Raw genomic sequence first — 23,108 nt, 5'->3', positions numbered from 1 at the left:
AGCCGCGACCCCGGTGGCCTCGATACGGCGCTGCGCGCCTACTCGACCGACCGTGGCGTCAGGAGGCGAGGACCTCGTCGAGGACGGTCGACGCCGCCTCTTCGTCGGTCTTCTCGGCGAGCGCGAGCTCGGAGATCAGGATCTGGCGGGCCTTCGCGAGCATGCGCTTCTCACCGGCCGAGAGGCCGCGGTCCTGATCGCGGCGCCACAGGTCGCGCACGACCTCGGACACCTTGATCACGTCGCCCGAGGCGAGCTTCTCGAGGTTCGCCTTGTAGCGGCGCGACCAGTTGGTCGGCTCCTCGGTGAACGGCGCGCGAAGCACCTCGAAGACCTTGTCGAGGCCCTCTTTGCCGATGACGTCGCGCACGCCGACGAGGTCGACGTTCTCGGCCGGAACCTCGATGACGAGGTCGCCCTGCGTGACGTTCAGCTTGAGGTAGAGCTTCTCTTCACCCTTGATGATCCGTTTCTTCACCTCGGTGATCGTTGCGGCTCCGTGGTGGGGGTAAACGACGGTTTCGCCAACCTCAAAAAGCATGAATAAAAGTCCTTTCGGCAACTTTCAGGATATCACATTCGTGATCGTGCTAAGGTTCGCCTCCCCTTCCACGCCCGCCTCCTGCCGTGCGATATGCTCGGAGTCGATCGCGCGCGCCACCTGGGCGCGCGTGCGCACGCTCGCACTTGGAGGTTCTGTGAAGGCGCGTCTCGCGGCATCAGCTGCTCTGGCCCTCGGCATCGCGATCGGCGCGAGCGGCTGCTCGATGCTGACCTATCAGGCGACGACCGAGCCGTACGACGCGAGCGACGGCGTCGGGGTCAACGTCGGCGACCTCCACCTCCGCAACGTGCTCGTCGTGAGCGACGACGGCGTCGACGGCACCCTCGTGCTGACGATCGTGAACGACGGCGCCGACGACGTCGAACTCGGTGTCCAGGTCGCCGACGGCGAGACGCAGACCATCCCGGTCGACGCGGGCGCCACGGTCGCCTTCGGCGTCGCCGACGAGGACGAGCTCGACGTCGTCCCGCCGCTGGTCCTCGAGGGCATCGACACGAAGCCCGGCGCGCTGCTGCCCATCTACTTCCAGTACGGCTCGGCCGAGGGCATCGAGAAGGAGGTCCCCGTGCTCGACGGCCGCCTGCCCGAGTACGCAGGCCTGCTTCCGGCCGAGGTCGCCGTCGAGGACGTCGCGACCGAGGCGCCGACCGCGGGCTGACCCCACCGACGACGACGAAGGGCGGATGCTTCGGCATCCGCCTTTCGTGCACCCGGGCGAGCCGCCCGGAGCGGGTCAGCCGGGGAAGGTGCTCGCGACGCCGCCGAGGAATCCGATGAGGAACATCACCGTCGCGGTGACCGCCGCGATGACGCAGATGCCGATGCCCACGAACGCGGGCCACTTCGGGCGCGGACGGAAGATCGCGATCACCGACACCGCGAGTGCGGCGATCAGCAGCACTCCCCCGACGAACTCGAACAGGATGCTCGGGCTGGCCACGCCGACCAGGGCGAGCACCCCGAGGCCGATGCCGAGGTACCCGAGCACGTTGTGGCGCCGAGGCCGCTCTCCTGCGCTCGGTTCGGGCGTGGTCGTGCGTTCGGTTCCGTCGGCAGGGGCGTTGGCGGTCATCACCCGATCGTCGCAAACGCCGCTCGCCCGGTGCAAGGGCGCGACGCCGGCGGCACACGGGCCATGCGGGTCGGCCTAGCCCTCGAAGCGGTAGCCGAGCCCCCGCACCGTCACCAGCTGGACGGGCTCGGAGGGCTGCACCTCGATCTTCGAGCGGATTCGCTTGATGTGCACGTCGAGCGTCTTGGTGTCGCCGAAGTAGTCGGACCCCCACACGCGGTCGATGAGCTGGCCCCGCGTGAGCACCCGCCCGGGATTGCGCATCAGCAGCTCGAGCAGCTCGAACTCCTTCAGGGGCATCGGCACCTGGACGCCGTCGACCTCGACCGTGTGCCGGTCGACGTCCATGCGCACGCGCCCGCCCTCGAGCACCGACTCGTCGAAGTCCTCGATCTCGGTGCGTCGGCGGAGCACGGCACGGATGCGGGCGAGCAGCTCGCGCGTCTTGTACGGCTTCGTGACGTAGTCGTCGGCGCCGAGCTCGAGCCCCACGACGATGTCGATCTCGGAGTCCTTCGCGGTCAGCATGATGATCGGCACCGACGAGCGGTTGCGCAGCTCCCGGCACACCTCCGTGCCCGGCAGGCCCGGCAGCATGAGGTCGAGCAGCACCAGGTCGGCGCCTTCGCGGTCGAACGCCGCGATCGCCGAAGGACCGTCGGCGGCGACCTCGACCTCGTAGCCCTCGCGCTCGAGCAGGAAGCTCAGCGGGTCTGAGAGGGCGATCTCGTCTTCGACGAGCAGGATGCGGGTCACTGGTGTTCTCCTCGGTCGGATGCTGCGGCCTTCGCAGCGTGTCGGCGCGCGCCGGCGCCACTCGCCGGAGGCTCCGCGGATCGCGCAGCATCGGCGCCGGCCGGTTCGTCGACCGGCGGCAGCTCGGCGAGCGGAAGCCGGATCATGAAGGTCGACCCGCGCCCCGGCTGCGACCAGACGCGCACGTCGCCGCCGTGGTTCTGAACGGTGTGCTTGACGATGCTGAGGCCGAGGCCCGAACCGCCCGTGTTGCGGGAGCGGGCCTGGTCGACCCGGTAGAACCGCTCGAAGACGCGCTCGAGCTCGTCGCCGTCGATGCCGATGCCCTGGTCGGTGACGGCGATCTCGACGGAGCCGTCGACGATCTTCGTGCCGACCCCCACCCTTCCGCCCTCGTTCGAATACGCGATCGCGTTCGCGACGAGGTTGTGCACGGCGACGACCATGAGGGCCCGATCTCCGTAGACCTTCGCCCCGGTCGCGGCCTTGACCGCCATCTCGACGCGCTTGCCGCCCGCGACGACCCGGTTCTGGTCGACCGCCGACGCCACGACCTCGTCGACGTCGACGAGGGAGTCGGGGCGCAGCGCGTCGCGCGCCTGAAGCCGGGACAGCTCGATGACCTCGCTCGTGATGTGCGCGAGCCGCGTCGCCTCGACCGACAGGCGGCCCGCGAAGCGGCGCACCTGGTCGGGCTCGTCGGCGGCCTGGTCGAGCGCCTCCGCGAGCAGGCTCACCGAGGCGATCGGCGTCTTCAGCTCGTGGCTGATGTTGGCGACGAAGTCGCGCCGCACCTCATCGAGCCGGTGCGCCTCGGTGCGGTCCTCGGCGAGGAGCAGCACGAACCGGGCGCCGAGCCGGGCGACCCGCACCCGGAGGCGCATCGTCGCTTCGCCCTGCGCGGACCTGGCGACCGCGAGCTCCTCGGCGATCGGCTCGCCCGAGCGGCGGACCGCGGCCACGAGCTCGATGAGTTCGGGATGCACGAGCGCCCGCTGGCGCACGAGCCCCATCGCGAGCGCCCCGGGCGAGGCGCGCAGCACGTTGTTCGATGGGTCGAGCACGATCCCGGCGGACTCCAGCACCTCGAGCACCTGGTCGACCCCGTCGGGGATCGTCGGTGCCACGACCTTCGCGGCGCTCGAGCCACGGCGCTCGGCCATGTGCAGCACGACCATGAAGGCGGCCCCGAGGAACAGGCCGAAGGCGAGCGCGGTGAGCACTGCCCAGGTGGAATCCATGGCACCAGACTAACGACGCCGCAACGGCCCGATTCGCCGTCTCGCCCGCCGTGGAGCGGTACGTTGGTGAGTGTTCAGCCAACCGGCACCTGTTGTTCACCTGCGCCGGAGAAGATGGCGCGGAGCCGGAATCGACCCGGCCGGTTCGTGCTGTGCGCGCGGCCGATGAGAGACAGAGGTATCCCGAACATGCGTGAGGTGTTCCAGCAGGAGCTGGCCGAGGTGCAGGAACGACTCGTCGAGATCGCCGACCTCGTCGCCGTTTCGATCGACAAGGCGACCCGGGCGTTCAACGAGTCGGACGTCAGCCTGGCCGAGGAGGTGATCGCCGACGACGACAAGATCGACCAGGCGGCCGTCGAGCTCGACGAGCTCGCGATCACGATCCTGGCCCGCCAGCAGCCCGTGGCGCGCGACCTGCGCATCGTCGTGAGCGCACTGCGCATCAGCGCCTCGCTCGAGCGCATGGGCGACATGTCGACCCACATCTCGCAGCTCGCCCGCTACCGGTTCCCCGACAAGGTCGTGCCGAAGTCGCTGCGCCCGACCTTCGCCGAGATGGGCCGCCTCGATGTCGAGATCGCCCGCCGGCTCGTCGAGCTGCTGCGCACCGAAGACGTGCACCTCGCCGAGGAGATCCGCAACGAGGACGACAAGGTCGACGCCCTGCACCTCTCGGTGTTCGACAAGGTGCTCGGCGAGAAGTGGAAGGGCGAGACGGTCGACACGGTCGACGCGACCCTCGCGAGCCGCTACCACGAGCGCTTCGCCGACCACGCCGTGTCGATCGCGAAGAAGGTGCAGTACCTCGCGACGGGCGACTGGGACCCGGAGAAGTCCGCACTCTGAGTGCGACGCGGACCTGACGAGGGGGATGCCGGGCGGCATCCCCCTCGTCAGGTCCCAGCGGCTCGCGCCTACTTCTTGCCCTGCGCGGCGACCGCGGCAGCGCCGGCTGCAGCGGCCTCGGGGTCGAGGTACTCGGCCGGCTTCGTCGGGCGGAACTCGTCGTCGAGCTCGTACACGAGCGGGATTCCGGTGGGGATGTTGAGCTCGGCGATGTCGTCGTCGCTGATGCCGTCGAGGTGCTTCACGAGGGCGCGGAGCGAGTTGCCGTGCGCGGTGACGAGCACGGTCCTTCCCGCGGCCAGGTCGGGGACGATGCCCACCTCCCAGTACGGCAGCATGCGCGCGATCACGTCTTTCAGGCACTCGGTGCGGGGCAGCTCGTCGTCGCTCAGCGCCGCGTAACGCGGGTCGCCGACCTGCGACCACTGGGCGTCGTCGGCGAGCGCGGGCGGCGGCACGTCGAACGAGCGGCGCCAGAGCTGGAACTGCTCGGGGCCGTACTTCTCGAGCGTCTCGGCCTTGTCGAGCCCCTGCAGCGCGCCGTAGTGGCGCTCGTTGAGGCGCCACGTGCGGCGGACGTCGATCCACGCGCGGTCGGCGACGTCGAGCGCGATGTTCGCGGTCTGGATCGCGCGCGTGAGCACCGACGTGTGCAGCACGTCGGGCAGCACGCCGTGCTCCGCGAGGAGTTCGCCGGCGCGCGCGGCCTCGGTGCGGCCGAGCTCGGAGAGTCGCACGTCGACCCAACCGGTGAACAGGTTCTTCTGGTTCCATTCGCTGTTGCCGTGGCGGAGCAGCACGAGGGTGTGAGGCATGCGAACAGCCTACCGGCGAGGCATCCGGCGCCCCGTCGCGTGAAGCGCGATGACCGGATGCCTCGCCGAGTGCCTGACAGACTGGAGGCATGCCCGACGCCTCGCCCCACCCCCGGCGCCTGCGGCCCGGGCAGCGCGTCGGCACCGTGACCCGCGGCACGACGAACGCGAACCGGCTGCGCCGCGTCGACCGGTGGATCGCGGCGCACCCCGCCCTCGTGCACGCGACCGACCCGTTCGTCGTCGACCTCGGCTACGGGGCGAGCGGCGTGACGACGCTCGAGCTCGCCTCTCGCCTCGTGCACGTGCGACCCGACGTGCGCGTGCTCGGCCTCGAGATCGAGCCCGAGCGGGTGCGCGTCGCCCGCGAGCAGCTCGAGCGGGTGCGCGCAGGCGACGCCCACTTCGACCCGGGTCTCGACGTCGGCTTCGCGGTCGGCGGGTTCGAGGTGCCGACGCCGGGCGATCGCCGACCCGCCGTGATCCGTGCGTTCAACGTCCTGCGGCAGTACGACGAGTCCGACGTCGCGGGCGCCTGGGCGCTCATGACCGCGCGCCTCGCTCCCGGCGGACTCGTGGTGGAGGGCACGTGCGACGAGCTCGGCCGCGTTGCGAGCTGGATCGGGCTCGGCGGCGACGGGCCGCGCACCTTCACGATCAGCCTCCGCCGCTCGGGGCTCGAGAACCCGTCGGTCGTGGCCGAGCGGCTGCCGAAGGCGCTCATCCATCGGAACGTCCCCGGCGAGCCGGTGCACGAGCTCCTCGCGGCACTCGACGCCGCATGGCGGATGCACGCCCCCCTCGCGGTCTACGGGCCCTCCCAACGCTGGATCGCGATGGTCGCCACCCTGCGGCACGAGGGATGGCCCGTGATCGGCGGTCCGCGTCGGAGCCGGCTGGGCGAGCTCACCCTGCCGTGGGCAGCGGTCGCACCGCGCTGAGTTCGGGCACGAAACGCCCGTTCAGGGGCCCTTTCAGAGTGCCTTCCAAGGCGCAAGTTCTGCGCGTATTCGATCATTACAGACCGCCGTGTTCGAGTAAGAAGACGACACGCAACCAACTTTTGCTTGACGCACGACATAAGTCGCCCTAGGTTCAGGACCGGGCTCGCACTCGATCCGCCATATCGCGTGTCCAGCATCTGAAACCAACGGAGGTCTCATGCTGACGAAGTTGCACCACGTCCTCTCCCGGCTCCTCGCCGGAACCGTCGCCGCGATCCTCGCCGCAGGCGCGATCACGGCGATCGCCGCCCCCGCACAGGCCCACGACGGCGCCCACGTGCTGATCTTCACCAAGACGACGCAGTTCCGGCACACGGACGCGATCGACAAGGGCACGCCGCTCATCACGGCTGCGCTCGAGGCCGAGGGGATGGAGGTGACGCACACCGAGGACTCCACGATCTTCAACGACACCGATCTCGCCGGCTTCGACGCGCTCATCATGTTCCAGGCGTCCGGCGACCCGTGGAACGCCGACCAGAAGGCGGCCCTCGAGCGCTACCAGGAGGCGGGCGGCGGCATCGTCGCCATCCACAACGCGACCGACATGCGCGGCAACTACGCCTGGTGGGACCAGCTCGTCGGTTCGCTCATGCCGGGCCACGCGGCCACCGGCACCGACCCCGGCCAGCCGGGCACGGTGCGGATCGAGGACCATGCGCACCCGTCGACGGCCCACTTCGACGACGCGCGATGGGAACGCTCCGACGAGTGGTACAACTTCTCGAACAACGTGCGCGGCACCGCGCACGTGCTCGCCTCGATGGACGAGTCGACCTACGACGCCGGCGGCAACGCGATGGGCTACGACCACCCGATCTCGTGGTGCAAGCCCTACGACGGCGGACGCGCCTGGGCGACCGCGATGGGGCACTTCGGCTCGCACTACCTCGAGCCCGACTTCATGGCCCACATCGTCGGCGGCGTGAAGTACGCCGCGGGCATCGAGCCAGGTGACTGCGGCGGCACCGTCTGGAACGACTTCGAGAAGGTCGCCCTCGACGAGAACACCTCGGCACCGTTCGCCATGGACATCGCCGACGACGGCCGCGTCTTCTACACGGAGCTCGTACGCGGCCAGGTACGGGTCTGGGACCCGGCGACGAACAACGTCACGACCGCCCTCGAGCTCGACGTGTACTCGGGCGGCGAGGACGGCCTGCTCGGCATCGCCCTGGACCCCGACTTCACCGACAACGGTCGTGTCTACCTCTACCGATCGCCCGACACCGCCGACAACGCGGACCCGTCGAACTTCTTCAGCCGTGTCTCCCGGTTCACGATGGAGAACGGCGTCATCGACCCGGCCAGCGAGGAGCTCATCATCGAGGTCCCGGCCCGGCGCCTGCCCGACGAGCCCGGCCACACGGGCGGCGGGCTCGACTTCGACGCCGACGGCAACCTCTACCTCAGCGTCGGCGACGACGTGAACCCGCACTCCGAGCCCTCCGGCGGCTACGCGCCGCTGTCGACGCGCGACGGCACGTTCCACGACGCGCGGGCGACGTCGGCGAACACCAATGACCTGCGCGGCAAGCTGCTGCGCATCACGCCGAAGGCCGACGGCCCCGGCTACACGGTGCCCGAGGGCAACCTGTTCCCCGAGGCCGACGACCCGGGCGACAAGACCCGTCCCGAGATCTACGCGATGGGGTTCCGCAACCCGTTCCGCTTCTCGGTCGACCAGGCGACCGGCTGGATCAGCCTCGCCGACTACTCCCCCGACAACGGCACCGATGCGCCCGAAACCCGCGGCCCCGCCGGCATCGCCGAATGGAACCTCATCAAGAGCCCCGGCAACTACGGCTGGCCCCTCTGCATGGGCGACAACGAACCGTTCCGCGACGTCGACTACACGACGAGCCCGGTGACCGTCGGCGACTTCTTCGACTGCGACGCCCCGGTCAACGACTCGCCGCGCAACACCGGCCTGACCGAGCTGCCCGCGGCCCGCGCCGCCGACATGTGGTACGGCTACAAGCGCTCGTCGGTGCCCGAGATGATCCCCCAGGGCGGCGGCCTCGCCCCCATGGGCGGTCCGGTCTACGACTACGACCCCGACCTCGCGTCCGACACGAAGTTTCCCGCGTCGTACGACGGCAAGCCGTTCTTCTACGAGTGGGCGCGCAACAAGATGTACTCGATCCAGCTCAAGGACCCGGCCGCGGAGTCGGGCTCGCAGGTTGAGAAGGTGAACGCCTTCCTGCCGCAGGAGCAGTTCCTCGCGCCGATCGACTCGAAGTTCGGTCCCGACGGTTCGCTCTACGTGCTCGACTGGGGCGGCGGCTTCGGCCGCGACAACCCGAGCTCGGGCCTGCACCGGATCGACTACATCCAGGGTTCACGGTCGCCGATCGCGAAGATCGCGGTCGACCGTGACTCGGGCCCGGCGCCCCTCGAGGTCGCCTTCGACGGAACGGCCTCGACCGATCCCGAGGACGCCGCGCTCGCGTACGAGTGGGACTTCGACGGCGACGGCACGACCGACGCGACCACCGCGACGGCGAGCCATTCGTACGCCGCGACGGGCGTCTTCGACGCACGGTTGACCGTGACCGACCCCGACGGCAAGACCGGCACCACGACCGTGCCCATCACCGTCGGCAACACGAGGCCCGACGTCGGCATCTCGCTGCCGCCGGACGGCGCGTTCTTCGACTTCGGCGACGAGCTCGCGTGGGCGGCCCAGGTGACCGACCCCGAGGACGGCACCGTCGACGGCTCGGAGGTCATCATCCAGCCGGCACTCGGCCACGACGACCACGCCCACCCGCTGACCCCGTTGAGCGGGCTCACGGGGACCACGGAGACGAGCCTCGGCGGCCACGCGCCCGACGAGGACATCTTCTTCGCGATCGACGCGCGCTACACCGACCACGGCGGCGAGGGCGGCGCGAACCCGCTCACGGGTTCGGCGACGACGCTCGTGTTCCCCAAGCTCAAGCAGGCCGAGTTCTTCGACGGCGCCTCACCCGGGGTGACCGTGGCACCGAGCCGCGACACGGAGGGCGGCGAGGCCGACAAGGTCGTCGTCGGGCACGACGGCGACTGGGCGCACTACGAGCCGGTGAGCTTCCACCGCGTCGACGAGCTCGCGCTGCGGGTCTCGGCGAACGCCGAGGGAGGCTCGATCGAGCTGCGAAAGGGCGCGGCCGACGGCGAGCTGCTCGCGACCGCCGACGTGCCCGCGACCGGATCGACGCGGTTCGCCGACGTCGTCGTCGACGTGAGCGCGTTCCCGAGCGACTCGCTCGACCTCTACCTCGTGTTCCGGGGCGGCGAGACGAAGCTCAACTTCATCGAGGCGATCGGCCGCGGCTCCTCGCCGACCGCCGCGCCGGACGTCGCGATCACCGCACCCGCCCCGGGCGTCGAGCTCGAGCCCGGCCAGGACGTGACGATCGAGGCCGCGGCGACCGACCCGCACAACGCCGACGGCGGCGTCACCGCCGTCGAGTTCTTCGTCGACGGCGAATCGATCGGCACCGACGAGTCCGCGCCGTTCACCGCCGCGTGGACGAGCCCGGAGGAGGGGCTCTACGAGCTCACCGCGGTCGCGAGCAACGAGGCGGGCAAGTCGCGCACCTCGCGCGTCGTCGTCGCCCAGGTCGGTGAGCTGTTCGGCGACCTCGTGCCGTTCACGAACGCCGACGGCGTGTTCGAACGCCTCGGCGAGGGTCGCTTCCGCATCACCGGCGCCGGAGCCGACACGTGGCAGGGCATCGACGAGTACTCGACGCTGTACGCCCCCGCCGGCGGCGACGAGGACTGGGAGGCGGTCGTGAAGGTCGACGCCCAGCAGAACACGAACGGCTCGGCGAAGGCCGGCGTCATCGTTCGCAACGACCTGACGCAACCGGGCACCTCGCCCGGCTACGCGATGGTCGGCATCCGCCCCTCGGGCGGCGTCGAGTTCCTGGCCGACCCCGACGGCAACGGGCAGCTCAACACCTCGGTCGCGGGCGGCACCACCAGCTACCCCGTCTGGGTGAAGCTCAAGCGCTCGGATGCCTCGTACACGGCGTACTTCTCGAAGAACGGCACGAGCTGGACCCAGGTCGGCGGCGCCGTGACCCTCACGGGTGCGGCGAGCACGCAGGACGTCGGCATGTTCACGGTGTCGCACGCGAGCGGCGCCGGCACGGTCGACTTCGCCGACTTCGCGATCGACACCGACCCGCAGGGGCCCGAGCCCGAACTGCCGCTCGAACCGCTCATGTGCGCGGGTGCACCGCTCTCCGACGAGTTCGACGGCCCGGCCGTCGCGCCTTCGTGGGCCTTGCGCACGGGCCCGGTTCCGATCACCCAGTCGGGTGGCACGCTGAAGCTGCCGGTGACGACGGGCGACATCAACGAGACGTCGACCGGCCCCGTGAGCTTCGCGGGCAAGCCGCTGCCGACCGGTGCCTGGGAGGCGACGACGAAGCTCTCGCTCGCCCACACCTCGCACTGGCAGTGGGCCGGGCTCGTGGTGCACCAGAGCGACGACGAGTACAACAAGCTCGCCTTCGTCCGCCACCAGAACGGAAACCGGTTCATCGAGTTCCAGAGCGAGACGGGCGGATCGCGGACCACCGCAGCGGCGCCCACGCTGCCGGCCGACTTCCCGTCGACGATCCACCTCAAGCTGACGAGCGACGGCACGACCCTCACGGGCGCGTACTCCGCCGACGGCACGACGTGGACCCCGCTCGCCGGAAGCCTGCAGCTCAAGGCGAACGCGAGGATCGGCCTGATGTCCGCGGGCGACCTCGGCAGCACGCCGGCGGTGGCGACGGCCGACTGGTTCCGCTTCGCACCGGAACCGGAGCCCGGTGATCCGGTGACGCCGAACGACGAGTTCGACGGGACCACGCTCGACGGCTGCCGCTGGTCGCAGAGCGTGCGCTACGACTCGAACCACCTGGAGGTCGCCGACGGTCACCTCAGGATCGAGACGCAGCCGGGCGACGTCAACGGCACGAACCCGATCTCGCCGCGCAACTTCGTCCTCACCGAGGCGCCTGAGGGCGACTGGGTGGCGACGACGAAGTTCACGGCGCCGCTGAAGCACCGCTGGCAGCTGGCCGGGCTCATGATGTGGGCCGACGACGACAACTACGTCAAGGCCGACGTCGTGGCGTACAACAACCCGGGTACGGCGCTCGACCTGCGGGCGGAGCTCGCTGGCGAGGCCGACGCAGTGGGCATCGGCAACCGGAACCTCAACATCGCGGACTCCAGCGAGAGCGGGTACTGGTACATCCGGGTGACCAAGACGGGCGACCTGTACACGGCCGAGGTGAGCGACGGCGGCGTCAACTGGACGTCGATCGGCGCCGGCATCACCTTCGACCGGCCGCTGCGGGGCCTCGGCCTCATGGCGATCGGTCCGCAGCAGGAGGAGTCGGTCGTGGTCGGGTTCGACTCGTTCACGCTCGACGCCGAGTCGGAGGACACGACGTCGCCGACGACGACGCTCACGTGGGATCCCGCCGAGCCCGACGGCGAGGCCGGCTGGTACACGACCGCGCCGAGCTTCTCGCTCGAGGCGAGCGACGCCGGCGGATCGGGGGTCGCCACCACCGAGTACGCGATCGGCGACGGAGCGTGGACGGCCTACACCGAGCCGGTCGCCGTCACCGTCGAGGGCGAGGCGACCGTCGCCTACCGGTCGACCGACACGGCCGGAAACGTCGAAGAGGCGGGATCGGCGACGGTCCAGGTCGACACGGTGGCGCCGGTCACCACCGCCACGGTCGACGCCGGCGACGGCGACGCCCGCGTCACGCTGACCGCGACCGACGACACCTCCGGCGCGGCGCGCACGGAGTTCCGGGTCGACGACGGCGAATGGGGCGCGTACGCCGACCCGATCGTCGTGACCGGTGCCGGCGACCACACCGTCGCCTACCGCTCGGTCGACGTCGCCGGCAACGCCGAGGAGGAACAGGCGGCCACGCTCACGATCGACGAGCCCGTCCCCGTCGAGATGGGCGTGACGGCGACCGCCGCCAGCCAGTGCCTCGCCGGAACCGCCCAGGTCGCCGTGTACGCGGCGAACACGGGCAACACGCCGGCCGACCTCGTGATCTCGACGCCGTGGGGCGACCACGAGATCGCCGACGTCGCGGCGGGCTCGGCGGTGTACCACCTGTTCGACACGGGCACGGCGCGACTCAAGAAGGGCACGCTTGAGGTGACCGCCCGCCATCAGGACGGCGAGCACGAGGCCGAGGCGCGCGCGGCGTACGCCAAGGCGAATTGCAGGTAGCCCCGTGACGACGGCCCCGGCGCTCCGGCGTCGGGGCCGTCGTCGTGCGCGCGAAGGAGCCGGCGCGCGACGGACGTCGGCACCCGGCAGATCAGCCGGTCGGCGGTGTCAGGGCTTGCGCACGCCGAGGCGGGGCAGGCGCGGCACCTCGACGGCGGCGCCCGCATCGGCGGGCACGATCTCGACCTGGGCGGCCGCCACCTCCACGCCGTGGCGCTCGACGATGAGCGGCAGGTCGGCGGGAACCGCGCGCTTGACGAGCGCGAGCGCGATGGGGCCGAGCTCGTGGTGCATCGCGCTCGAGGTGACGTGGCCCACGACCTTGCGCTCGGGCGCCTCGCCCTCGGCGGGCTCGGGCCGCACCTTCTCGCCGACCACCTCGTCGCCCGGCACCGGCAGCACGGTGTCGCTGCCGTCGAGGTGCAGCAGCACGAGTCGCCGGGGCGGCCGGCCGAGGTTGAGCACCTTCGCGACCGTCTCCTGGCCCTTGTAGCAGCCCTTGCCGAGGTCGACCGCGCTGCGCAGCCAGTCGACCTCGTGCGGAATGGTCTTCTCGTCGACCTCCGTCGCGAGGCGCGGACGCCACGCGGCGATCCGCAGCGCCTCGGCGGCGAGCGCTCCGGCGGCGGCCACGCGGCCCGAACGGACCGATGCGGCCGCGTCGGCCAGTGCGGCGCGTTCGACGATGCGCTCGATCCAGCGCCAGTCGGCGCCCGGGTGCCCGGCTGCGGCGGCGTACTGGTGGCCGCCCGGGCGGGGTTCGGCCCAGGGGTCGACCCAGTCGAGCGCGACGCCGGCGGGCGCGTACGCCGCGACCGCCGCATCGAGCGCGTCGGCCGACATCGCCGCGATCACGGCCAGGTCGGCCGTTCGGTCGGCGACCTCGACCCGGAGCATGAACCGCATGCGGTCGAGCCAGGCGGCGAGCGGAGCCGCTTCGTCGCCCTCGACGATGAGCCACACCGACTCACCGTCGTCGACCGCGTGCACCGCGTGCTCGACACGGCCGGAGGCGTCGAGGAGCAGCGCCTCGATACCTTCGCCCGGCCGGAGCCCGGTGAACGACTGGCTCGCCATGGAGTGCATCCAGCTCAGCCGGTCGGGACCGGTGACGACGACGAGACCGCGGTCGGACAGATCGACGATCGCCTCGCCGCGCTCGAGGCGACGCTGCTCGATCATCGGCTCGCCGTAGTGGCCGGCGACGCCGGGCGACGTCTCGAGGGCGACGGCTCCGGGAAGGGCGAGGAACGGCGACGGCGACCCGGTCATCAGTCGACCTTCGCGAGGCGGGCCGACGCATGCGTGCGCAGGTCCTGACCGAGCGCCGCGATGTCCCAGGCCCACAGGAGGTGCCCCTCGACGAGGCCGTACAGCCGCGTCGCGGCCGCGTAGTCCTTCGCACCGGCCGAGCGCATGACGGCGTCGGTCGCGAGGTCGATGCGCGGGCCCTTCACCTGGCCGAGGTAGAGCTCGCTCACCCCGCCGGGGTGCACGATCGACACTTCGAGGTCGAACCCGCCCTCGGCGTTGCGCAGCCGCTCGACCGCCTCGGCGTCGCCGTAGCGCGGCTCGCCGACGGCCGGCAGCATCGCTGGGCCCGGGTCGCCCTCGCCCTGTGCACGTGCGAGCCGCCAGTACCCCGTCTCGGTGGCGAGCGGCGTCGGCTCACCGCCCTCGTCGTCGGGGAAGAGCCACGAGTACGAGGTGTAGTTGAGGTGCGGCAGCCCGTCGTGGCTGAAGCTCACCCGCTGGCCGAACTCGTGCGTGACGGACTCGTCGCCGACCTTGTAGTCGATGACGCCCGACCCCTCCCACACGCCGAGGAGCCACGAGAGCGGGACGAGCTCGGCGGGAAGGTCGACGGGCAGCTCGATCATCGCCACGCCTTCACCAGCGCCTAGCGCTGACCCTTGAAGAGCTTGTAGACGACGACGCCGCTGATCCACGCGATCGCGAGGCTCGCGAGGCCGAGCAGGCCGATGAAGAGGAGTTCGAGGGCGAGCAGCTCAGACATGCCTCGAGTCTAGCCCGCGGCGACGGGGGCGACGATCGCCGCCGCGACCGCGACGACCACGAACGCGCCCGCGATCGACGCCGAGACGCGACCGACGAATCCGGCCGGCCGGCGGCTCGCGAGCTGGACCACGAGCGTGCCGAGCACCGAGACGGCGAGCACGACGCCGAGCGCGCCGAACACGCCGAGCCACGAGTCATCCTCGAACCAGTCGTCGACGCCGCCGAACGCCAGCCCGGCGACGATCGCGGAACCGACGACGGCGACCGCCCAGATCAGGACGATTCCCGGCCATCCCGTGCGCGTCTCGGTCTCGTCGGTCATGCCGCTCCGTTCGGTTCGCGGGACGGCGTCGGCCGTCCCGTAGTATTGACCGCACCTTACTACTGGAGGGTGTGGCGTGGCGCAGCTGCTCATTCTGACGCCGGCGGCCGACGACGTTCTCCCGGCGCTCGCACTCCTGACGCATCGGGTGCGGGTCATCCCCGCCTCGCCCGAGCGCCTCGTCAACGCGCCCGACGCCGAGCTCGTGCTGCTCGACGCCCGCACGAACCTCGCCGGCGCCAAGGCGCTCGCGCAGATCCTGCGCACCACCGGGCTCTCGGCGCCGCTCGTGCTCGTCGTCACCGAGGGCGGGCTCACCGCCGTCTCCCCCGACTGGGGCGTCGACGACGTCGTGCTCGAGGGGGCCGGCCCGGCCGAGGTCGACGCGCGCATCCGGCTCGCGATCGGTCGGGCGCTGCAGTCGCAGCCCGCGGAGCGGATCCAGACCTCGGGCGTCGTCATCGACGAGGCCAGCTATTCGGCCAAGGTGCACGGCAAGCCGCTCGACCTCACCTACAAGGAGTTCGAGCTGCTGCGCTTCCTCGCGGCGCACCCGTCGCGGGTCTTCACGCGCGAGCAACTGCTGAGCGAGGTGTGGGGCTACGACTACTTCGGCGGCACCCGCACCGTCGACGTGCACGTGCGGCGACTTCGGGCGAAGCTCGGCGACCTCGACAGCCTCATCGGCACCGTGCGCAACGTGGGCTACCGGTTCAACGTGCACGAAGAGGATGACGAGAGCGCGCCCGTCACCGCCCGTTAACCCTGCCCTCATCGGCCGCAACCGCGTGCGTGCCATGATGAGTGGATGAGCCCGGACAGCATCCTCGAGGACGACCGGACGTCGGATCGCACGGCGAGCGACTTCGACGACGACTTCGAACCGCTCGACATCGAAGGCGCGCCCGAGCTGCCCGCCGAGCGCTACCTCGACCGCGAGCTGAGCTGGCTCGCCTTCAACCAGCGCGTGCTCGAACTCGCCGAGGACCCGCTCGTCCCGGTGCTCGAGCGGGCGAACTTCCTCGCGATCTTCGCGTCGAACCTCGACGAGTTCTTCATGGTGCGGGTCGCCGGGCTCAAGCGCCGCATCATGACCGGGCTCGCCGTGCCGACGAACGTCGGCCGCGCCCCGGTCGACGTGCTGAGCGACATCTCGCGCATGGCGCACGAACTGCAGGAGCGCCACGCCGCCGCCTACCAGGAGCTCGTGAAGCCCGCCCTCGCCGACGTGGGCATCCGCATCGTGACCTGGGCCGAGCTCGGCGACGACGAGCGCGCGCACCTGCGCGGCTACTTCTCGTCGCAGATCTTCCCCGTGCTCATGCCGCTCGCGGTCGATCCGGCGCACCCGTTCCCCTACATCTCGGGCCTCTCGCTGAACCTCTCGGTGCGCGTGCGCAACAGCCGCACCGGCCGGCAGGAGTTCGCGCGCGTGAAGGTGCCGCAGATGCTGCCCCGGTTCGTCCGCGTCGAACCCGGCGAGTCGGTCGAGGACGCGCGCTACATCACACTCGAGGACCTCATCGCGAACCACCTCGGCGACCTCTTCCCCGGCATGGAGATCGTGGAGCACCACGTGTTCCGCGTCACCCGCAACGAGGACGTCGAGATCGAGGAGGACGAGACCGAGAACCTCATCAAGGCGCTCGAGAAGGAGTTGCTGCGACGCCGATTCGGCCCGCCGATCCGCCTCGAGGTCACCGACGACATGGACGAGGTGACGCTGGGCCTGCTCGTGCGCGAGCTCGACGTCACCGAGCAGGAGGTGTACCGGCTGCCCGCGCCGCTCGACCTCGGCGGGCTCTTCGACCTCGCGCGGCTCGACCGCCCCGAGCTGCACTACCCCACGCACGTGCCGACCACGGCCGTGCAGCTGCAGCCGACCGAGTCGAACCTGCGCGCCGACGTGTTCAAGGCCGTCTCCCGCCAGGACGTGCTGCTGCACCACCCGTACGAGTCGTTCGCGACGAGCGTGCAGGCCTTCCTCGAGCAGGCCGCCGCCGACCCCGACGTGCTCGCGATCAAGCAGACCCTGTACCGCACGTCGGGCGACAGCCCGATCGTCGAGGCCCTCATCGACGCCGCGGAGTCTGGGAAGCAGGTGCTCGCCCTCGTCGAGATCAAGGCCCGCTTCGACGAGCAGGCGAACATCACGTGGGCGCGCAAGCTCGAGAAGGCCGGCGTGCACGTCGTCTACGGCCTCGTCGGCCTCAAGACCCACTGCAAGCTCGCGCTCGTGATCCGCCAGGAGAAGGGCGTGCTGCGGCACTACAGCCACATCGGCACGGGCAACTACAACCCGAAGACGAGCCGCATCTACGAGGACCTCGGCCTCCTCACCGCCGACGACCAGGTCGGCAAGGACCTGACGCGCCTCTTCAACGAGCTGAGCGGCTACGCGATCGAGAAGAAGTTCAAGCGGCTCCTCGTCGCGCCGCTCCACCTGCGCAAGGGGCTCCTGAAGCTCATCGCGGGCGAGATCAGGGCGGCCGAGGAGGGCCGGCCCTGCGGCATCCGCATCAAGGTCAACTCGATGGTCGACGAGGCCATCATCGACGCGCTCTACCGGGCCTCGAACGCCGGCGTCCCCGTCGAAGTGTGGGTGCGCGGCATCTGCAGCCTGCGACCGGGCATCCCCGGCCTCAGCGAGAACATCCGCGTCCGGTCGATCCTCGGCCGCTACCTCGAGCACTCGCGCATCTTCTCGTTCGCGAACGACGGCGACCCGCAGGTCTACATCGGCTCCGCCGACATGATGCACCGCAACCTCGACCGCAGGGTCGAGGCGCTCGTGCGCCTCACCGACCCGCAGCACCTCGTCGAGATCGAGCGCATCTTCGACCAGGCGATGGACGAGTCGACGAGTTCGTGGCACCTCGACGGCGACGGCGTCTGGACACGCCGGTCGGTCGATGAGGAGGGCCGCCCGCTCACCGACCTGCAGAATGGCCTCATGCTCGAGATCGCCCAGCGCACCCGATCGGGCCAGCGCACCCGATCGGGGTCGCGCCGGTGACGACGGCCGTCTACGCCGCCGGCGCCGTCTGCTGGCGCTACATCGACGGCAAGCTGCACGTGCTCGTCATCCACCGCACCGTGTACGGCGACGTGACCATTCCGAAGGGCAAGGTCGACCCCGGCGAGTCGCTGCCGCAGACGGCCGTGCGCGAGATCCAGGAGGAGACCGGCCTCGCCGTCGACCTCGGCGTGCCGCTCGGCGTCTCGCGCTACCCGCTGCCGTCGGGCCGCGAGAAGATCGTGCACTACTGGGCGGCCGAGGTGGGCGAGAAGGCGGTGCAGCGCTCGACCTTCAAGCCGAACGCCGAGGTCGCCGCGCTCGAATGGGTCACCCCCAAGCGCGCCCGCGGCTACCTCACCTACGAACCCGACGTCGAGATCCTCGACAACTTCACGGCGCTCGTCGAACAGGGCGTCACCGAGACGTTCAGCATCACGGTCCTCCGGCACGGCAAGGCGGTCGGGCGGGGCGGCTTCGACGGACCGGATGCCTCGCGGCCGCTCTCCGCCCGCGGCGTCGACCAGGCCGCGGGCCTCGTCGACACCCTCACCGCCTGGGGCCCGAAGCGGATCGTGTCGAGCCCGGCCGTACGCTGCGTCACCACCGTGACGCCGCTCGCCGCGGCCACCGGCATCGAGATCAAGCGAGACGCCGGCATCAGCCAGGAGGCGTTCGAGGCCGGCGAGGCCGAGGTGCGCCGGGTCGTCGGCAAGCGCGTGCGCGCAGGCAAGTCGGCCGTCATCTGCAGCCACGGGCCGGTGCTGCCCGACATCATGCGCGAGCTCGCACTCGCGACCGGCACGCCCCTCGGCACGTACGCGACCGACGCCGCGGAACTCGAGCCCGGCGCGTTCAGCGTCGTGCACCTGTCGGCGACGAACCAGGGCTCCGGCATCATCTCGATCGAGACGCACGCGCCGCGCGCCTGAACGCAGCGGAATCAGGCGCCCGATTCCGTTCACCTCCCGTTCACCGGCGTGGCGGAAGCTCGTAAGGCGCACTGATTAGCGTCGCAGGCGGGTCGGCACCGACCCGGACCTGCAATCGAACCCCGGAAGGGACTTCACGTGAACTTCAAGCGTTTCGGCGTGCCCGCCGTCGTCGCCGTCACCGCGGCGCTCGCGCTCAGCTCCTGCGCAGCAAACGAAGGCGGCGGCAGCGCCACCCCCGAAGAGTCGACCTCGACCCTCTCGGGCACGATCGACGCGGCCGGCGCCTCGTCGCAGGGCTCGGCGCAGGAGGCGTGGGTCGCCGCGTTCCAGACCGCGAACCCCGACGTCACCATCAACTACGACCCCTCGGGCTCGGGCGCGGGCCGTGAGGCCTTCATCGCGGGCGGCGTCGACTTCGCCGGCAGCGACTCGTACCTGAAGGACGAGGAGCTCGCGGGCGAGTTCGCCGCGTGCGCCCCCGACACCAAGGCGATCGACCTGCCGGTCTACATCTCGCCCATCGCCGTGATCTTCAACGTCGAGGGCGTCGACGAGCTCAACCTCGACTCGGCGACCCTCGCGAAGATCTTCAAGGGCGACATCACCAAGTGGAACGACCCGGCGATCGCCGCGCTCAACGAGGGCGCCGCCCTCCCCGACGCGACCATCACCGCGGTGCACCGCTCGGACGACTCGGGCACGACGAAGAACTTCGCCGACTACCTCAACCAGACGGCCGCAGACGTGTGGGCCGAGGAGCCGAGCGACACCTTCCCGTACCAGACCGGTGAGGGCGCCCAGGGCACCTCGGGCGTCGTCGACGCCGTCACCAACGGCGTGAACACCATCGGCTACGCCGACGCATCGCGCGCCGGCGACCTCGGTGTCGCGAAGATCAAGGTCGGCGACGAGTTCGTCGGCTACTCGCCGGAGGCCGCCGCGGCCGTCGTCGCGGAGTCGCCGCTCGTCGAGGGCCGCGAGGCCAACGACCTCGCGATCGCGCTCGACCGCACCACGACCGACCCGAGCCACTACCCGCTCGTGCTCGTGAGCTACGCGATCGTCTGCCAGGAGTACGCCGACGCGGCCCAGGGCGAGCTCGTGAAGAGCTACGTCTCGTACCTCGCGAGCGAGGAGGGCCAGTCCCTCTCCGCCGAGCAGGCCGGTTCGGCGCCGCTCTCGAGCGAGCTCGGCGAGCAGGTCCAGGCCGCCCTCGAGACGGTCAAGTAGTCCGGCGCCCGCCCGTCCCGATCGCACCGCAGCGGTGTCCGATCGGGCCGGGCGGGCTCGGTGCGCGAGCCCGGCTCGCGCGCTCCCCATTCGCACGAACCAGGAAGACCCGCCCCATGACGCCCCCCGAGGCATCCACCATCACCGCCAAGCAGCGCCCCGGCGATCGGATCTTCTCGACCGCCACGCTGGTGGCGGGCGTGCTCATCCTGGTCACCCTCGCGGCCGTCGCGATCTTCCTCGTCGCGCAGTCGCTGCCCGCGTTCACCGCAGTGGCCGACGACTTCAAGGGCGACGCCGAGAACTTCTGGCAGTACGTGTGGCCGCTCGTGTTCGGCACGATCTGGGCGGCGGCGCTCGCGCTCATCATGGCCGTGCCGCTCTCGATCGGCATCGCGCTGTTCATCTCGCACTACGCGCCGCGGCGCCTCGCGCAGGGGCTCGGCTACATCATCGACCTGCTCGCCGCCGTGCCGTCGGTCGTCTTCGGCCTCTGGGGCATCACGGTGCTCGCCCCCGCGGTGCAGCCGTTCTACACCACGCTCACCGAGTGGTTCGGATGGTTCCCGCTGTTCGCCGGGCCGGTCTCGGGCACGGGGCGCACGATCCTCACCGTCGCGGTCGTGCTCGCCGTCATGATCCTGCCGATCGTCACCGCGCTCTGCCGCGAGATCTTCCTGCAGACCCCCGTGCTCCACGAGGAGGCGGCGCTCGCCCTCGGCGCGACCCGCTGGGAGATGATCAAGCTCGCGGTGCTGCCGTTCGGCCGCCCCGGCATCATCTCGGCCTCCATGCTCGGCCTCGGTCGCGCCCTCGGCGAGACGATGGTCGTCGCGATGGTGCTGTCGCCGTCGGCGATCATCAGCTTCGCTGTGCTGCAGTCGCAGAACCCGACCACGATCGCCGCGAACATCGCGCTCAACTTCCCCGAGGCGCACGACATCGGGGTCAACATCCTCATCGCGACGGGCCTCATGCTCTTCACGATCACGCTCGCCGTCAACATGGTCGCCCGCTACATCGTCGAGCGCCGCAAGGAATTCTCGGGAGCCAACTGATGAGCCTCACCGCCACTCCCCCGCAGGCGCCGGTCACGCAGAACGGCATCTCCAACTCGCTGACCGCGGGCAAGCTGCCGCGCTACGCCTCGATCTACGTGCTCGTCGGCGCACTCGCCGCGTCGAGCGCCGTGTTCGGCCTCGTCGCCGTCTCGAGCGGCGAGCTCTTCAACATCGCCGGCGCCGTCTTCTGCGGCGTCGTGCTCTACACCGCCTCGATCTGGCTGATCTCGCGCCTCGTGGAAGGCTCGCGCAAGGCCGCCGACCGGTTCGTCACCGCGCTCGTCGCGACGGCGTTCACGATCGCGCTGCTGCCGCTCATCTCGGTCGCGTTCACGACGATCGTGAACGGCCTGCCGCGCTTCGACGCCGCGTTCTTCACGGAGTCGATGCGCAACGTCGTCGGTGCCGGCGGCGGCGCGCTGCACGCGATCATGGGCACGCTCCTCATCACGGGCATGGCCGCGCTCATCTCGGTGCCCGTCGGCCTGCTCACCGCGATCTACCTCGTCGAGTACGGCCGCGGCAAGCTGAAGCACGGCATCACGTTCTTCGTCGACGTGATGACGGGCATCCCCTCGATCGTCGCCGGCCTGTTCGCGTTCGCGCTCTTCGCGCTCGTGACCGACGACCCCGGCGTGCGAATGGGCTTCGGCGGCGCCGTCGCCCTCTCCGTGCTCATGATCCCGGTCGTCGTGCGCTCGAGCGAGGAGATGCTGAAGCTCGTGCCGAACGACCTCCGTGAGGCGTCCTACGCGCTCGGCGTGCCGAAGTGGCTCACGATCCTGAAGGTCGTGCTGCCCACCTCGATCGCGGGCATCATCACCGGCATCATGATCGCCGTCGCCCGCGTCATCGGCGAGACCGCGCCGCTGCTCATCATCGCCGGCTTCACGACGAGCATGAACTACAACCTGTTCGCCGACCGCATGATGACGCTGCCGGTGTTCGTCTACACCCAGTACATGAACCAGGGCACCGACTCGCAGGCGTACATCGACCGCGCCTGGGCCGGTGCGCTGACGCTCATCCTCATCGTCGCCCTCCTCAACGTCGTCGCCCGCATCATCGCGAAGGCGTTCTCCCCCAAGACCGGCCGCCGCTGAGCGCCCAGACCGCAACGACCCCGTACAGAGAGAAGCAGCACCCGTGTCCAAGCGCATCGAGGTCGAGGACCTCAACGTCTACTACGGCAACTTCCGCGCCGTCGAGGGCATCACGCTCGAGATCGAACCCCGCACCGTGACCGCGTTCATCGGCCCCTCCGGCTGCGGCAAGTCGACCTTCCTCCGCACGCTCAACCGCATGCACGAGGTGATCCCGGGCGCGCGCGTCGAGGGCAAGGTGCTCATCGACGGCAACGACCTCTACGGCCCGGGCGTCGACCCGGTGCTCGTGCGCCGACAGGTCGGCATGGTCTTCCAGCGTCCGAACCCGTTCCCGACGATGTCGATCAAGGAGAACGTGCTCGCCGGCGTGCGCCTCAACAACAAGCGGATCTCGAAGCCCGACGCCGACGAACTCGTCGAGCGTTCGCTGCTCGGCGCGAACCTCTGGAACGAGGTCAAGGACCGCCTCGACAAGCCCGGGTCGGGTCTCTCGGGCGGCCAGCAGCAGCGCCTCTGCATCGCCCGCGCGATCGCCGTCTCGCCCGAGGTCATCCTGATGGACGAGCCCTGCTCGGCACTCGACCCGATCTCGACCCTCGCCATCGAGGACCTCATCGAGGAGCTGAAGCAGCAGTACACGATCGTGATCGTGACGCACAACATGCAGCAGGCCTCGCGCGTGAGCGACAAGACCGCGTTCTTCAACATCGCGGGCACCGGCCAGCCGGGCAAGCTCATCGAGTACTCGGACACGACGACGATCTTCTCGAACCCGCAGGTCAAGGCGACGGAGGACTACGTCTCGGGCCGCTTCGGCTGATCGTCCTGCCGGCGACGAAACGGATGCCTCGGAGCGGACTTCGC

19 protein-coding genes are annotated in these 23,108 nt (G+C 70.4%); 11 read left to right on the top strand and 8 right to left on the bottom strand.

Annotation, left to right across the window (positions count from 1 at the left end):
- Positions 1-58 precede the first annotated feature (58 nt).
- Complete coding sequence (locus LR269_RS08185; RefSeq protein ID WP_022889889.1) at positions 59-541, bottom strand: CarD family transcriptional regulator; 483 nt, start codon at positions 539-541, stop codon at positions 59-61.
- Between the two features lie 157 nt (positions 542-698).
- Between LR269_RS08185 and LR269_RS08180 the strand changes: the two genes are divergently transcribed.
- Entirely contained in the window at positions 699-1,223 is a 525-nt protein-coding gene (locus LR269_RS08180) for a hypothetical protein (RefSeq protein WP_231430243.1), read from the top strand.
- A 75-nt stretch (positions 1,224-1,298) separates the two neighbouring features.
- Here LR269_RS08180 and LR269_RS08175 read toward each other — a convergent pair whose 3' ends face one another.
- From LR269_RS08175 to LR269_RS08165, 3 genes are all read right to left on the bottom strand, one after another.
- A complete protein-coding gene (locus tag LR269_RS08175) occupies positions 1,299-1,637 on the bottom strand; it encodes a hypothetical protein (protein ID WP_231430242.1) in 339 nt (112 codons plus the stop codon).
- 75 nt (positions 1,638-1,712) lie between these two features.
- Positions 1,713-2,393, bottom strand: a complete 681-nt coding sequence (locus LR269_RS08170; RefSeq protein ID WP_231430241.1) for a response regulator transcription factor — start codon at positions 2,391-2,393, stop codon at positions 1,713-1,715.
- Complete coding sequence (locus LR269_RS08165; protein ID WP_231430240.1) at positions 2,390-3,634, bottom strand: cell wall metabolism sensor histidine kinase WalK; 1,245 nt, start codon at positions 3,632-3,634, stop codon at positions 2,390-2,392. Before LR269_RS08165 ends, LR269_RS08170 begins: the two co-directional genes overlap by 4 nt.
- Before the next feature lie 189 nt (positions 3,635-3,823).
- On the opposite strand from LR269_RS08165, the gene phoU reads away from it, so the two are divergent.
- Positions 3,824-4,483: a phosphate signaling complex protein PhoU gene (gene phoU / locus LR269_RS08160; protein ID WP_231430239.1), complete on the top strand. Its 660-nt coding sequence runs from the start codon at positions 3,824-3,826 to the stop codon at positions 4,481-4,483.
- Between the two features lie 68 nt (positions 4,484-4,551).
- Here the strand turns inward: phoU and LR269_RS08155 are convergent, their stop codons facing one another.
- Positions 4,552-5,298: a phosphoglyceromutase gene (locus LR269_RS08155; RefSeq protein ID WP_231430238.1), complete on the bottom strand. Its 747-nt coding sequence runs from the start codon at positions 5,296-5,298 to the stop codon at positions 4,552-4,554.
- Positions 5,299-5,387: 89 nt separating this feature from the next.
- On the opposite strand from LR269_RS08155, the gene LR269_RS08150 reads away from it, so the two are divergent.
- On the top strand, positions 5,388-6,239 hold the full coding sequence (locus tag LR269_RS08150) for a class I SAM-dependent methyltransferase (RefSeq protein WP_231430237.1): 852 nt from the start codon (positions 5,388-5,390) through the stop codon (positions 6,237-6,239).
- 220 nt (positions 6,240-6,459) lie between these two features.
- Entirely contained in the window at positions 6,460-12,555 is a 6,096-nt protein-coding gene (locus LR269_RS08145) for a ThuA domain-containing protein (RefSeq protein ID WP_231430236.1), read from the top strand.
- Between the two features lie 108 nt (positions 12,556-12,663).
- Here LR269_RS08145 and LR269_RS08140 read toward each other — a convergent pair whose 3' ends face one another.
- The 3 genes from LR269_RS08140 to LR269_RS08130 form a co-directional block, all read right to left on the bottom strand.
- Positions 12,664-13,827 (bottom strand): folate-binding protein YgfZ, encoded by a 1,164-nt coding sequence (locus LR269_RS08140; RefSeq protein ID WP_231430235.1) that lies wholly within the window; start codon positions 13,825-13,827, stop codon positions 12,664-12,666.
- Positions 13,827-14,435: an FABP family protein gene (locus tag LR269_RS08135; RefSeq protein ID WP_231430234.1), complete on the bottom strand. Its 609-nt coding sequence runs from the start codon at positions 14,433-14,435 to the stop codon at positions 13,827-13,829. The genes LR269_RS08140 and LR269_RS08135 overlap by 1 nt, the downstream gene beginning before the upstream one ends.
- Positions 14,436-14,581: 146 nt before the next feature.
- Positions 14,582-14,896: a hypothetical protein gene (locus LR269_RS08130; protein ID WP_231430233.1), complete on the bottom strand. Its 315-nt coding sequence runs from the start codon at positions 14,894-14,896 to the stop codon at positions 14,582-14,584.
- 76 nt (positions 14,897-14,972) lie between these two features.
- Between LR269_RS08130 and LR269_RS08125 the strand changes: the two genes are divergently transcribed.
- The 7 genes from LR269_RS08125 (at position 14,973) to pstB (ending at position 23,064) form a co-directional block, all read left to right on the top strand.
- On the top strand, positions 14,973-15,659 hold the full coding sequence (locus tag LR269_RS08125) for a response regulator transcription factor (RefSeq protein ID WP_231430232.1): 687 nt from the start codon (positions 14,973-14,975) through the stop codon (positions 15,657-15,659).
- 45 nt (positions 15,660-15,704) lie between these two features.
- The gene (locus LR269_RS08120) at positions 15,705-17,912 is read left to right on the top strand and encodes an RNA degradosome polyphosphate kinase (protein ID WP_231430231.1); all 2,208 of its coding nucleotides are present in this window, start codon (positions 15,705-15,707) and stop codon (positions 17,910-17,912) included.
- Positions 17,909-18,844 carry an NUDIX hydrolase gene (locus LR269_RS08115; protein WP_231430230.1) on the top strand — a complete coding sequence of 312 codons (936 nt, stop codon included), beginning with the start codon at positions 17,909-17,911 and terminating at the stop codon, positions 18,842-18,844. Before LR269_RS08120 ends, LR269_RS08115 begins: the two co-directional genes overlap by 4 nt.
- Before the next feature lie 138 nt (positions 18,845-18,982).
- On the top strand, positions 18,983-20,077 hold the full coding sequence (pstS, locus tag LR269_RS08110) for a phosphate ABC transporter substrate-binding protein PstS (protein WP_231430229.1): 1,095 nt from the start codon (positions 18,983-18,985) through the stop codon (positions 20,075-20,077).
- Between the two features lie 116 nt (positions 20,078-20,193).
- On the top strand, positions 20,194-21,135 hold the full coding sequence (pstC, locus tag LR269_RS08105) for a phosphate ABC transporter permease subunit PstC (protein ID WP_231430228.1): 942 nt from the start codon (positions 20,194-20,196) through the stop codon (positions 21,133-21,135).
- Entirely contained in the window at positions 21,135-22,241 is a 1,107-nt protein-coding gene (gene pstA / locus LR269_RS08100) for a phosphate ABC transporter permease PstA (RefSeq protein ID WP_231430227.1), read from the top strand. The genes pstC and pstA overlap by 1 nt, the downstream gene beginning before the upstream one ends.
- 43 nt (positions 22,242-22,284) lie before the next feature.
- Positions 22,285-23,064, top strand: coding sequence for a phosphate ABC transporter ATP-binding protein PstB (gene pstB, locus LR269_RS08095; RefSeq protein WP_231430226.1), 780 nt, complete (start codon positions 22,285-22,287; stop codon positions 23,062-23,064).
- Positions 23,065-23,108: the final 44 nt, after the last annotated feature.

The sequence above is a fragment of the Agromyces sp. S2-1-8 genome, assembly GCF_021129215.1.
Lineage (GTDB): Bacteria > Actinomycetota > Actinomycetes > Actinomycetales > Microbacteriaceae > Agromyces > Agromyces chromiiresistens.
The sequence above is the reverse complement of the archived record's forward strand: the minus strand, read 5'-3'. Positions and strand labels throughout refer to the sequence as shown.